Origin of the sequence: Niveispirillum cyanobacteriorum, assembly GCF_002868735.1 — a bacterium.
GTDB classification, from domain to species: Bacteria; Pseudomonadota; Alphaproteobacteria; order Azospirillales; family Azospirillaceae; genus Niveispirillum; species Niveispirillum cyanobacteriorum.
Map to the genome: position 1 here is coordinate 1,492,233 of NZ_CP025611.1, position 12,007 is coordinate 1,504,239.

General features: G+C 62.7%; 13 protein-coding genes. 2 read left to right on the forward strand and 11 right to left on the reverse strand.

Going from position 1 to position 12,007, the window contains the following annotated elements:
• Positions 1–10: 10 nt before the first annotated feature.
• Together C0V82_RS06700 and C0V82_RS06705 are read right to left on the reverse strand one after the other, a co-directional pair.
• The gene (locus tag C0V82_RS06700; protein ID WP_102111659.1) at positions 11–943 is read right to left on the reverse strand and encodes a glycerophosphodiester phosphodiesterase; all 933 of its coding nucleotides are present in this window, start codon (positions 941–943) and stop codon (positions 11–13) included.
• Between the two features lie 55 nt (positions 944–998).
• Entirely contained in the window at positions 999–1,328 is a 330-nt protein-coding gene (locus tag C0V82_RS06705) for a YkgJ family cysteine cluster protein (RefSeq protein WP_102111660.1), read from the reverse strand.
• 96 nt (positions 1,329–1,424) lie between these two features.
• Between C0V82_RS06705 and C0V82_RS06710 the strand changes: the two genes are divergently transcribed.
• On the forward strand, positions 1,425–1,874 hold the full coding sequence (locus C0V82_RS06710; protein ID WP_102113293.1) for a YaiI/YqxD family protein: 450 nt from the start codon (positions 1,425–1,427) through the stop codon (positions 1,872–1,874).
• Between the two features lie 9 nt (positions 1,875–1,883).
• On the opposite strand, the gene C0V82_RS06715 is transcribed toward C0V82_RS06710, so the two are convergent.
• From C0V82_RS06715 to coxB, 9 genes are all read right to left on the reverse strand, one after another.
• Entirely contained in the window at positions 1,884–3,368 is a 1,485-nt protein-coding gene (locus tag C0V82_RS06715) for a carboxypeptidase M32 (RefSeq protein ID WP_102111661.1), read from the reverse strand.
• The gene (locus C0V82_RS06720) at positions 3,365–4,105 is read right to left on the reverse strand and encodes an SURF1 family protein (protein ID WP_102111662.1); all 741 of its coding nucleotides are present in this window, start codon (positions 4,103–4,105) and stop codon (positions 3,365–3,367) included. Before C0V82_RS06720 ends, C0V82_RS06715 begins: the two co-directional genes overlap by 4 nt.
• A gap of 5 nt (positions 4,106–4,110) precedes the next feature.
• Entirely contained in the window at positions 4,111–4,494 is a 384-nt protein-coding gene (locus C0V82_RS06725; protein ID WP_245924190.1) for a DUF983 domain-containing protein, read from the reverse strand.
• 20 nt (positions 4,495–4,514) lie between these two features.
• Positions 4,515–5,384, reverse strand: coding sequence for a cytochrome c oxidase subunit 3 (locus C0V82_RS06730; protein WP_102111663.1), 870 nt, complete (start codon positions 5,382–5,384; stop codon positions 4,515–4,517).
• A 58-nt stretch (positions 5,385–5,442) separates the two neighbouring features.
• Complete coding sequence (locus C0V82_RS06735; RefSeq protein WP_102111664.1) at positions 5,443–6,135, reverse strand: cytochrome c oxidase assembly protein; 693 nt, start codon at positions 6,133–6,135, stop codon at positions 5,443–5,445.
• On the reverse strand, positions 6,132–6,299 hold the full coding sequence (locus tag C0V82_RS26795) for a hypothetical protein (protein WP_158659775.1): 168 nt from the start codon (positions 6,297–6,299) through the stop codon (positions 6,132–6,134). Before C0V82_RS26795 ends, C0V82_RS06735 begins: the two co-directional genes overlap by 4 nt.
• A gap of 16 nt (positions 6,300–6,315) precedes the next feature.
• Positions 6,316–7,221 (reverse strand): heme o synthase, encoded by a 906-nt coding sequence (gene cyoE / locus C0V82_RS06740; protein ID WP_102111665.1) that lies wholly within the window; start codon positions 7,219–7,221, stop codon positions 6,316–6,318.
• A gap of 126 nt (positions 7,222–7,347) precedes the next feature.
• A complete protein-coding gene (gene ctaD, locus C0V82_RS06745) occupies positions 7,348–8,961 on the reverse strand; it encodes a cytochrome c oxidase subunit I (RefSeq protein ID WP_102111666.1) in 1,614 nt (537 codons plus the stop codon).
• Positions 8,962–8,985: 24 nt separating this feature from the next.
• On the reverse strand, positions 8,986–9,840 hold the full coding sequence (gene coxB, locus C0V82_RS06750; protein ID WP_102111667.1) for a cytochrome c oxidase subunit II: 855 nt from the start codon (positions 9,838–9,840) through the stop codon (positions 8,986–8,988).
• Between the two features lie 410 nt (positions 9,841–10,250).
• Between coxB and tldD the strand changes: the two genes are divergently transcribed.
• On the forward strand, positions 10,251–11,687 hold the full coding sequence (gene tldD, locus C0V82_RS06755) for a metalloprotease TldD (protein ID WP_102111668.1): 1,437 nt from the start codon (positions 10,251–10,253) through the stop codon (positions 11,685–11,687).
• The last annotated feature ends 320 nt before the right edge of the window (positions 11,688–12,007 follow it).

Genomic DNA, 12,007 nt, shown 5'->3' on the forward strand with positions numbered 1-12,007 from the left:
TAAAGGGGCGTCACCGCCCCAACACCTGCTTGCCCGTCACCGGATCATCGGTGATCAACCCATCCGCGCCCCAGTCGATCAACCGCTTCATATCGGCGGGATCATTGACGGTCCAGGGGATGACTTTCAGGCCCAACCCCTGAGCCTCCTTCACCAGTTCCGGTGTCAGGTTCGGGTGATAGGGCGACCAGATTGTGCCACCCGCCGCCTTGATCGCCGCCGGCAAGCTGCCGCCATGGCGCATCGGATCAAAACCAGCGGTCCAGGGGCTTTCGCCCGTCATGGAGACGTTGCTTTCCTCCGGGTCGATGATGGTCAGATAGGCGGTAGCAATCTCCGGCGCGATCCGCCGTACCACCTGCAAGGTACGCCAGTCAAAGCTCTGGATCGTCACGCGGTCGCTCAGGCCCGCGTCGCGGACTTGGCGTACCAGCAGCGTGGAAAACGTTTCGGGATCGACACTATCGGCGGTATTCGTCGGATCGATCTTCGTTTCGATATTAAAACGAACCCTGTTATCCGCCCGCTTCTTCACCAGATCAAACAGGGCAGCCAAGGTCGGCACGCCCGTGCCATCCATCGGCATCTGGCGGGGAAAGCGCTTGGCGTAGGGGGTATCGGGCCGAATGCGTCCAACATCCAGGGTCCGTACCTCGGCCAGGGTCAGGCTGTGCCAGGTCGGCTGCGCCCCCTCCACCCACTGCCCGTTGCGACGGGTCAGATTGGCATCGACATGCCGGTCATGGGCGATGATCAACACGCCATCCTTGGTGACGCCCGTGTCCAGTTCCAGCGTATCAACACCCAGATCCAGCGACCGTTCAAAGGCCGGCAGGGAATTTTCCGGCCACAGGGCACGACCGCCGCGATGGGCCTGAAGATCAAAGGCAGCAGCCGGAAAAGCGGCCAGAATCAAGGGGATCATCGGGGCGAAAAGGCGCATATCTTCATCCGTTCCTTCGGTCTGCTACGGACCATAGGACGGATGCGTTACGGTTTCATGGCAGGGTGATCGACATTCCATGCCGTTCCCGCGCCATCAGACAGGCCTCGTCCCCCGCCACGCAATCATGACAGACGATGGGCCGGTCGGCATAGATGGTACAGGCCACATGCTCCCCCACCGTGCCCGACAGGGCCGCACAGCGTTCCCCGGTCCAGCGCATGCCCGATCCGTCTGGCGCCACCATCGCCTCCGGGATGCGGGCGATGTCAGCATCCTCCTCCAGCGAGAATCGCGGCCAGTCAGCGGCATAGGCGCAGCAGGCCCCGCATTCCTGACAGGCAAAGGGGGGTGGGTCTGGTTGCTGGTCCAAGATGGCCGCCATAAAAGGGGGATGCCGGTTTGTGACCGACGCCGGCCCGCTTGGCAAGGGGACATGCTCTGCTATACAGGGTGCCACGCCCCAAGGAACCTGCCCATGCTGGAAATCTATGTCGATGCCGATGCCTGCCCCGTGAAGGAGGAGACGTTCCGCGTCGCCGAACGTTACGGCATGCCGGTCCATCTGGTGGCCAACGGCCCGCTACGCGTGCCGCCAGGCGGGCTGGTGCGGATGGTTGTCGTTTCCGACGGGTTCGATGCTGCCGACAACTGGATTGCGGAGAAATGTGGGGCCGGCGACATTGTGGTGACCGCCGATATTCAACTGGCCAAGCGCTGCCTGGAAGCTGGGGCCAAGGTGCTGGGCAATAATGGTCGCCCTTTCACCGCCGCCAATATCGGCTCCGCCCTTGCATCCCGCGCCCTGATGCAGGATCTACGCGACATGGGCGTGGTTCAGGGCGGCAACGCCCCCATGACCAAGGCCGACAAGAGCAAGTTCTTGCAGGAACTGGACAAGATGGCCAATGAGGTCAAACGGGGCCGGTGAGCGCCCGTGTTATAGATACCGCGCCCGCAGATGCGCCTTGAAGATGCCGGCATCCAGCGGCTTGCCCGTAGCACGGATCAGGATGTCGCGGGCCGACAGATACCGGCCCCAGCGATGGACATTATCGCCCAGCCACGTCACCAGATCACGGAAATCCCCGCGCCCGATTTGGTCCGGCAGATCGGGAATGGCGGCTGATGCCGCCTGGAACAGCTGTGCCGCCATCATGGCGCCCAGCGTATAGGTCGGGAAATAGCCCCAGGCCCCACTAGGCCAATGGATATCCTGCAGACAGCCCTGCGCCAGATCGGGCGGCGTGATGCCCAGCAGGTCGCGCATGCCCTGGTTCCAGGCCTCTGGCAGGTCCACCAACTCCATCTGCCCCTCGATCAGCGCCTGTTCCAGACGCCAGCGCAGGATGACATGGGCGGGATAGGTAACCTCGTCGGCATCAACCCGGATGAAAGTGCGGTCCACGCGGCGGAAGCGGCGGCGCAGGTTTTCTGCCGACCAGGCATCCCCCTCCCGCCCGAACGCCTCGGCCAGTTGAGGGGCCAGCCATTCCAGGAACCGCGGATGGCGGCCCACCTGCATGTCGAAGGTCAGGCTCTGGCTTTCATGCACGCCCAGGCCGCGCGCCTGCCCCACAGGCTGCGATGTCCAGGCGGCGGGGCGGCCCATCTCATAGAGAGCGTGCCCCGCTTCATGCAGGCCGGATTTCAGTGACTTGAAGAAATTATCGGGGTCCAGACGCGTGGTGATGCGCACATCGCCCGTAGCCCCGCCGCAAAACGCGTGCAGCGACTGGTCCACCCGGCCCTGAAAGCCCAGGATGCCGGCAAAGCGCTGCACCAGGGCACGCTGCGCCTCCACCGGGAACGGGCCTTCGAAAGGTTCCGCCTTTGGCTCGCCGGCCTGCACCGCCTCTACCTCGGCCAGGAAGCCCGGCAGGAAAGCGGCGTAATCGTTGAAGACGGGGCCATACTCGGCCACGCGGCTGCCCGGCTCGTAAAGCTCATGCAGCGCGTCATAAAGACCGCAATTCAGCATGGCGGCATTGGCCGCCGCGATCTCCCGCTGATGGTTCAGCACCCTTTGCATGTGCGGCAGCAGCAGGGCGAAGTCATTCTCCGCCTTGGCCGTACGCCAGACCATCTCGCACCGGGCGGCATCGCGGGCGTTGGCCTCCACCAGATCGGCGGGCACGGCAGTGGCCAGCAGGTGTTCCCGCCGCATCTCCGCCAGATTGGCGCGCTGCCAGTCATCCAGATGGGCGGCGTCGGATTCGGCGCGGTCCAGCCAGTCGGCGACGGCCGGGTCCATCAGCGCGCCATGAATGGCGCCCTCAAGTGCCGCCACCTGATCAGCACGGGCAGAGGACGCTGCCGCTGGCATCATGGTCCGGCTGTCCCAGTTCAAGATGCCCAAGGCCCCCTGCAACCCGGCGCGGCGGGCGAAATGCTTTTCCAGGGCGGCATAGGCGGACTGATTCATGGTTCTTCCCGGCGGCGGAAACTGGCGGCGATAAACACGCCGATCAGGGTCAGGGCAAGCCCGTACCAGGTCAGCGCGTAGGAGAGATGGTCATTCTTCAAGGCGACAATCGTACGCCCGCCGATGGGCAGCCCGCCAGGGTTGGCGGTGGCATCGGCCTGCAGGACCAATGGTGCCAGTCGCTCCACCCCGGCGATACCGGCCAGCGCCTGCATATCCAGCCAGAAGAAGGTGCGGGTGGCAGGGTCATTGTCTGGCTGCATGAAGGCCCGGTCCTGCGGCACACGAGCAATCGCGCTGATAGTGACGCCGCCTTCCACCTGCCCCGGCGCGCGGCTGGCGGGGTCGCGCTTGTCCACCGGCACCCAGCCCCGGTCGATCAGGACCGTACCGGCCCCATCATCACGGACCAGGGGCGTCAGGACATGGACGCCCTGTTCCTGCCTTCCATCGGGGCGGGGATACAGGCGGGGACCGATATAGACTTCTTTGTCATGCAGGAACCGCCCCGTGACCTGCACGCGGACATAGTCCCAATCGGCGGGCCGGTCGATGCGGCCCGGCAACGCCACCGGGTCGGCGGCCAACCCCGCCTCAACACGTTTGATCAGATCAGTTTTCCAGCCCAGACGTTCCACCTGCCATGTCCCAAGACCCAACAGGATGGCGAGCGCGATGAGTGCAGCGATGGAAGGGATCAAGCGCGGCCGGAATTGACGGCGGGCGGCGGCGGACATGGGTTTCAGCCCTCCCCGCCCTCATCCTGATCCTCGCCGAACTGATCCCGGCGATAGCGATACTGGGCGGCAATGGTCAGCGCCTTGGCCGGACGCATAAGGCCCAGTGTGGCACCAATGATGATCGGACCCCAGAGCAGCAGCAGGACCCACAGCGGCCAATCGACCTTCAAGGCGAAGATCAAGGCAGCGGGGACCAGCGTGAAGCCCAGGATAAAGATCAGAAAAACAGCCGGGCCGTCCCCGCTGTCGGCGGCGGCCACATCAAGGCCACATACCGGACAGCGATCGACGACCCGCATGAAGCCCTTGAACAGGGCGCCCTGGCCGCAGCGTGGGCAGCGGCACCGCAAACCCACGCTGAGCAGGGAGGATGGCGTCTCCGTCACGGGGAAAACCCCGCCCCGGATCAGTGGGCGACCCAGGCCCCGCCAGCACCCCACCAATAGATGGAGATGAACAGGAACAGCCAGACCACGTCCACGAAGTGCCAGTACCAGGCGGCAGCTTCAAAACCGAAATGGCTCTCGGCTGTGAAGTGACCCTTCTTGGTGCGGAAATAGCAGACGGCCAGGAAAATCGTACCGATCAGCACGTGGAAACCGTGGAAGCCGGTCGCCATGAAGAAGGCCGAAGAGTAGACGTTGGCGCCGAAGCCGAAAGCGGCATGGCTATACTCATAGACCTGGAAGCCCGAGAAAATCACGCCCAGCAGAACGGTGATACCCAGGGCCTTGGCGGCCTCCTGCATCTTGCCTTCCACCATTGCATGGTGTGCCCAGGTCACGGTGGTACCCGACAGCAGCAGGATGACGGTCATCAGGAACGGCAGGTCGAACGGGTTGAAGGGAACGGTGCCCTTCGGCGGCCACACGCCGCCATTCGCCTCGACACGGGCAAACTGGATCGCTTCGTTATGGAAGATCGAAGCGTCGAAGAAGGCCCAGAAGAAGGCGGAGAAGAACATGACTTCCGAAGCGATGAACAGCGACATGCCATAGCGCAGGCCGATCTTCACGACGGGGGAATGGGCCTTCTCGACCACCGATTCCTTCACAATGTCGCGCCACCAGCCGTACATGCAGGCCAGCACGGCCAGCAGACCAGCGGCCAGCAGGTACCAGCCATGGCCATGGAACTTCATCACCAGACCGGTCGCCAGCGTACCCGCGGCGAACGAGCTCAGCAGGGGCCAGGGGCTCGGATTGACCAAGTGGTAGGGCTGCGGAATGCCATCCCCGGTATTGCCGCCACCGATATGGGCGTTGACGTCAGCCATCTCTCTTTTCCCTCAAACCAAGGAACTTTGGATCATACGTGACTTACGGGACCAGATCTTACGACCTGTTCCCCGGGGCAGCACCGGGGTTCGATTTGTCAACCGAACCTTGGGCATTCCCTTGGTAATCCTTCCCATCCGCGCCGTCCAGTGGTCCGGCTGCCGCACCCTTCCCCGGGGTCGGCAACGCAGCGCTCTGATCAGCGGCGCGGAAGAAGGTGTAGGACAGTGTAATGGTCTTCACATCGGCCATTTCCGGGTCGTCGGCCATGGCCGGATCGACATAGAAATTGACCGGCATGTCGATCGACTGTCCGGGTTCCAGCTTCTGCTCGGTAAAGCAGAAGCACTGAATCTTATTGAAATACTGCCCCGCCTTTTCCGGCGTGACATTATAGGTCGCGGTGCCAATGACAGCGCGGTCTTCCAGGTTCGTTGCCCGATAGGCGATGGTCATCGCCTCTCCCACATGCACATCGACCGCATGGGTATCGGGCTTGAAATCCCAATTGATGGAATTGTTCACGTCGGCATTGAACCGCACCGTGACCACCCGCTCCAGCGCCTTGTCGGGCGCCTTCTGGGACACCATGGTGGTCCCCCCAAAGCCCGTGACCCGGCAGAACAGGTCGTAAAGCGGAACGGAAGCAAAGGACAGGCCGACCATGCCAGCGACGACAACGCCGAGTTTCAGCGCCATGCGCGTATTGCGGCTGCCAAGCTCTGTCTGATTGTTGGGCTCAGGCGTCATGGAAACGTCCCTCCGCTCATCCTCACCATGGCCACCACATAGATGATGGCAACGAAGGCAAACAGGGCTGCCAGAACGGCGAGGTTCTTGCCGCGCTGTCGACGATGCTGCTCGGTATCGCCGCCATGCTTGCGGGCCGGGCCCTGGTTCTGCTGATCGGTCATTGTCCTGCCTCCCCGCTTAAACTGCCAGATGTTCGCCGATCAGGATGGCGAACAGCAGGAACAGGTAGAGGATGGAAAAAGCGAACATGCGCTTGGCTGGCTTGTGATCCTCGCTACGCAGCACCTGCACCGCATAGGCCACAAAGGCCAGACCCAGGATGGTGGAGCCGGCCAGATAAGTCAGGCCGCCGATCCCCAGGAAATAAGGGCTGATCGCCAGCGGCAGCAGGATCAGCGTGTAGATCAGCATCTGCTTCTTCGTCTCACGCTCACCAGCGACGACGGGCAGCATCGGCACACCGGCGTGCTGGTAATCCAGCTTGCGGAAAATGGCCAGCGCCCAGAAATGCGGCGGGGTCCAGAAGAAGATCAGGGCGAAAAGTACGATGGAGGCAAGCGACACGTCGCCCGTTACCGCGGCCCAGCCGATCATCGGGGGGAAAGCCCCGGCGGCGCCGCCGATGACGATGTTCTGCGGCGTCCGCCGCTTCAGCCACATCGTGTAGATGAAAATGTAGAAACCCGACGCCAATGCCAGCAGGCCGGCGGCGACCCAGTTGAGCGCCAGCCCCATCAGGGCGACAGAGGCGATGGTCAAGATGATGCCGAACGCCAGCGCCTCATCGGCGGGAACCAGCCCTTGCGGGATCGGGCGCTTGGCCGTGCGGTCCATCATCGCGTCGATATCGCGGTCATACCACATATTGATGGCACCGGCAGCACCCGAAGCGACGGCGATACACAGCACTGCCACCAGCGCCAGTACCGGATGCAGGTGACCAGGGGCAACCACCATGCCAGCGACACCGGAAAAAACGACCAGCGACATGACGCGCGGTTTCAGAAGCGCAACATAGTCGCGCACCGTGCCGCTCGACACCGGACTGTCCATGATCTCGGGGGCGATCACGCTGTCGGTCATGATGATGGTCTCTTCACACGCTCAAAAGGAACTGCACTGGGGGAGGTACTTGGCAAAACCGCGCGGCGGTCGCCCGCCGCGCGGTGTCTGCGAAGGAGCAAGGCCGATTGAGGGCCCCGGTCCTGCTTACTTGATCTTCGGCAGGGTTTCGAACTGGTGGAACGGCGGCGGGGAGGACAGGGTCCATTCCAGCGTCGTGCCACCGGTCTGCCAGTAATCACCCTCGGCCTTGCGACCAAACAGCTGCGTGTAGATGGCCATCACGCAGAAGAAGATGGTGGAGCCGAAGGAGATATAGGCGCCGTAGGAGGAGATCATGTTCCAGAAGTGCAGCGCATCCGGATAGTCGGGCATACGGCGGGCCATGCCGGCCAGACCCAGGAAGTGCTGCGGGAAGAAGATCATGTTGACGCCGATGAAGGTCGTCCAGAAGTGCAGGTGACCCGCCCATTCCGGATGCATGCGGCCCGACATCTTGCCAACCCAGTAATAATAGCCGGCGAAGATGGCGAACACGGCACCCAGCGACAGCACATAGTGGAAGTGTGCCACCACGTAGTAGGTGTCGTGCATGGCGATATCCATGCCGCCATTAGCCAGCACCACGCCCGTGACGCCACCGATGGTGAACAGGAAGATAAAGCCGATCGCCCAGACCATCGGCACCTTGAACTCAATGGAGCCGCCCCACATGGTGGCGATCCAGGAGAAGATCTTCACGCCCGTCGGGACAGCGATGATCATGGTGGCGGCGGTGAAGTAGGCGCGGGTATCGACCGACAGGCCGACCGTGAACATGTGGTGAGCCCACACGATGAAGCCGACGACGCCGATGGCGACCATGGCATAGGCCATACCCAGGTAACCGAACACCGGCTTCTTGGAGAAGGTCGAGATGATGTGGGAGATGATGCCGAAGGCCGGCAGGATCATGATGTACACTTCGGGGTGACCGAAGAACCAGAACAGATGCTGGAACAGGATCGGATCACCGCCGCCGGCCGGATTAAAGAAATCCGTGCCGAAATTACGGTCGGTCAGCAGCATGGTGATGGCGCCGCCCAGGACGGGCACGGCCAGCAGCAGCAAGAATGCGGTCACCAGCATGGCCCAGACGAACAGCGGCATCTTGTGCAGCGTCATGCCCGGGGCGCGCATGTTGAAGATCGTGGTGATGAAGTTAACCGCACCCAGGATCGACGACGCACCAGCCAGATGCAGGGCGAAAATCGCCATGTCGACCGACGGGCCGCTATGGCCATATTCCGAAGAAGACAGCGGCGGATAGACGGTCCAACCCGTACCGGCACCGGGACCGACAAAGGCGGAACCCAGCAGCAGCAGGAAGGCCGGAACCACCAGCCAGAAGCTGATATTGTTCAGGCGCGGGAAGGCCATGTCGGGCGCGCCAACCATCAGCGGCACGAACCAGTTGCCAAAACCGCCAATCAGGGCGGGCATGACCACAAAGAACACCATGATCAGGCCGTGGGCCGTGATGAACACGTTCCACTGCTGGCCGGTGTCGGCGCCAAACGCCATCATGTACTGGATGCCCGGATCCTGCAGCTCAAGGCGCATGATCACGGAGAACAGGCCGCCGATGAGGCCCGCCAGCACCGAGAAATACAGATAAAGCGTGCCGATATCCTTGTGGTTCGTCGAGAACAACCAGCGCTTCACAAAGCCAGGCTTGTGATCGTGGTGATCGTGGGCGTGCGCCCCGGTGACAGCACCCATGGTATTACCCTCTCTTCCGAACCGTTACTGCGCGGTCGCTTCAGCGACCTGACGCGGCGCGGAGCCATTGCTGTTAAAGGCCTGCTTCTGCTGGCCCAGCCATTCCTGGAAGCGCTCCTTGGACACGGCCTCGACGGCGATCGGCATATAGCCATGGCCGGTGCCGCAGATTTCGGAGCACTGTCCGTAATACACACCCTCGCGGGTGACGTTGAACCAGGTCTCATTCAGGCGGCCCGGCATCGCGTCCTTTTTCACGCCCAGAGCGGGGATGGCGAAGGAGTGGATGACGTCGGCGCCCGTGACCAGGACCCGCACATCAACGCCGACCGGCACGATGATGCGGTTGTCAACTTCCAGCAGGCGCAGCTGGCCCGGCTGGATTTCATTTTCGGGGATCATCCGCGACTCGAAGGCCAGGCCTTCATGGTCGGGATACTCGAAGCTCCAGTACCACTGATGGCCCGTGATCTTAACCGTCAGCTCCGGATTCGGCGCCTTGTCCATATAGTACAGGACGCGGAAGGACGGGATGGCGATCAGCAGAAGGATCAGAACGGGGATACCCGTCCAGGCCACTTCCAGCCAAGTGTGATGCGTCGTGGTCGACGGCACCGGATTCGCCTTCTTATTGAAGCGGATCATCACATAGAGAAGCAGCAGGGTGACGAACACGGCGATAGCGATGATCGTCCACAGCAGGATGTTGTGGAAATCATGCAGCCGCTCCATCACGGGCGAAGCCGCTTCCTGAAAGCCCAATTGCTTGGGCTGCGGCGCACCGACGGCCTTGGCCGCCTCCTGCGCCAAGGCCGAGCCCCCGACCATCGCGCTGACATACAGGGCCGTCACAGCGGCGCCGATCTTGCTTACAGACATCCCTTACCACTCTCGTCGTTGCCGGAGGTTGTCCCCCGCTTGAGCCAGCCGGACCGCCCGCCCATCCCCTCCACCACCCGCCAATGGCGGTGGGCGGGAAAGTCGCGGCGTGACGCAGACCCGGAACGGATCAAACCGTTTCGGCGGGACACTACACGCGCGTGGGGCTCACGAACAACATATGCGCCACCAGGATGGGGCGCACATATCGTCGCAGACCATACAGGCAAGCACCCACAAACGGCAAGATCGTCCGCCATCCGTGCTCTGCAAGGCCGATGGTCATTGCGTCGCAGGGTGCCGCGCAATTGATCTGGCGCATGGCAGCGCCCGGCAGCCTTGCCAGCGGCTCAGCGCATCGCCATTCTGACGGAAGATCTTATATCCGTTGCCAAGGAAGGCCGCGCGCCATGTCGCTTCTGTCCCAGACCGATGAGATTTTCTTTAATCAGGCCGGCCTTGACCTGGGCCGCACGGGCGGACTGGTCACCAACGCGCTGCGCGGCGCCGACGATGGCGAACTGTTCCTTGAATATGCGCAGAGCGAAAGCTTCGCCTGGGACGATGGCAAGCTGAAGAGCGCATCGTTCGACACTAGCCAGGGATTCGGCCTGCGCGCCGTCGCCGATGAGGCCACGGGCTATGCCCACGCGTCGGTTCTGACCGAAGATGCCATCCGCCGCGCCGGCGACACCGTCCGCGCCGTCCATGCCGGCCATAGCGGCATGATGGCCGAGGCGCCCATCGGCACTAACCGCCTGCTTTATGCCAGCGATAACCCGCTGGTTTTGGTGCCGTTCGAGGCCAAGGTGAAGCTGCTGGAGCAGATCGACGCCTATGCCCGCGCCAAGGATGCTCGCGTGCGTCAGGTCTCCGCCTCCCTGTCGGGTGAATGGCAGGCAGTGCAGATTATCCGGGCCGATGGCAGCCGGGTAGCGGATGTCCGTCCCCTGGTCCGCCTGAACGTCTCCGTCGTCGTGGCCGATGGCGACCGCATGGAATCGGGCAGCCACGGAGCCGGCGGGCGCCGCACCTATCAACAGTTCCTGGAGCCTGAAACCTGGCAGGGCTATGTCGATGAGGCGCTGCGGGGCGCCTTGATCAATCTCGGCTCCATGGAGGCACCGGCCGGTGAGATGCCGGTCGTGCTGGGCCCCGGCTGGTGCGGCATCCTGCTGCACGAGGCCATTGGCCATGGGCTGGAGGGTGATTTCAACCGCAAGCAAACATCCGCCTTCTCCGGCCTGCTGGGCCAGCGTGTCGCCGCCCCCGGTGTCACAGTCGTCGATGATGGTTCGATCGAGGGACGGCGCGGGTCCATCACTGTGGATGATGAAGGCACGCCCAGCCAGTGCACCGTCCTGATCGAGGATGGCATCCTGAAAGGCTATATGCAGGACCGGCTGAACGCCCGGCTCATGGGTGTGAAGCCCACGGGCAATGGCCGCCGCCAGGGCTATGCCCACATGCCCATGCCGCGCATGACCAACACCGTGATGCGCGGTGGCGACAAGAGCCCGGCGGAGATCATCGCTTCGGTCAAGCGCGGCATCTTTGCCGCCAATTTCTCCGGCGGTCAGGTCGATATCGTGTCTGGCAAGTTCGTGTTTTCCGCCAGCGAGGCCTATCTGATCGAGGATGGTAAGCTGGGTCCCGCCGTGAAGGGCGCCACCCTGATCGGCAATGGCCCCGACTCGCTGACCAAGGTCACGATGATCGGCAATGACAGTTCCATGGACCCCGGCATCGGTGTCTGCGGCAAGGCCGGCCAGGGCGTGCCCGTCGGCGTCGGCCAGCCCACCTTGCGGATTGATGGGCTCACCGTCGGTGGAACGAAGGCGGCGTGAGGGTTGGTGAGTTCCAGCCTGTCGACGCGATGACAAATCGCGTCGACAGGCTTAATCTTGGGTAACCTTGAGGAAGCTTCCTTATGAGTAACTCAGCCCACCAAGTCCCGCTTGAGCAGCGAAAAGTTACACGTTTACGTGAAGGCAAACTCGTTACAGAGTCCCTTGTGGACGCAATAGCGGATTAGCAGGCACTGGCTGCACGGTTTGGTGATCCATCGCGCAGTCTGGCTGACGAGCTGATTGCTGAACGTCGGGCCGCTCGTGGGGAGTGAGATCGTTTTAGACAGTTCGGCTGTTCTTGCTCTCCTGAAGGCGGA

Excerpts from the sequence above, each read along its gene's own strand:
- C0V82_RS06700 (WP_102111659.1), bottom strand. The coding sequence starts at position 943 with ATGCGCCTTTTCGCCCCGATGATCCCCTTGATTCTGGCCGCTTTTCCG.
- C0V82_RS06705 (WP_102111660.1), bottom strand. The coding sequence starts at position 1,328 with ATGGCGGCCATCTTGGACCAGCAACCAGACCCACCCCCCTTTGCCTGT.
- C0V82_RS06715 (WP_102111661.1), bottom strand. The coding sequence starts at position 3,368 with ATGAATCAGTCCGCCTATGCCGCCCTGGAAAAGCATTTCGCCCGCCGC.
- C0V82_RS06720 (WP_102111662.1), bottom strand. The coding sequence starts at position 4,105 with ATGTCCGCCGCCGCCCGCCGTCAATTCCGGCCGCGCTTGATCCCTTCC.
- C0V82_RS06730 (WP_102111663.1), bottom strand. The coding sequence starts at position 5,384 with ATGGCTGACGTCAACGCCCATATCGGTGGCGGCAATACCGGGGATGGC.
- C0V82_RS06735 (WP_102111664.1), bottom strand. The coding sequence starts at position 6,135 with ATGACGCCTGAGCCCAACAATCAGACAGAGCTTGGCAGCCGCAATACG.
- C0V82_RS26795 (WP_158659775.1), bottom strand. The coding sequence starts at position 6,299 with ATGACCGATCAGCAGAACCAGGGCCCGGCCCGCAAGCATGGCGGCGAT.
- cyoE (WP_102111665.1), bottom strand. The coding sequence starts at position 7,221 with ATGACCGACAGCGTGATCGCCCCCGAGATCATGGACAGTCCGGTGTCG.
- ctaD (WP_102111666.1), bottom strand. The coding sequence starts at position 8,961 with ATGGGTGCTGTCACCGGGGCGCACGCCCACGATCACCACGATCACAAG.
- coxB (WP_102111667.1), bottom strand. The coding sequence starts at position 9,840 with ATGTCTGTAAGCAAGATCGGCGCCGCTGTGACGGCCCTGTATGTCAGC.
- tldD (WP_102111668.1), top strand. The coding sequence starts at position 10,251 with ATGTCGCTTCTGTCCCAGACCGATGAGATTTTCTTTAATCAGGCCGGC.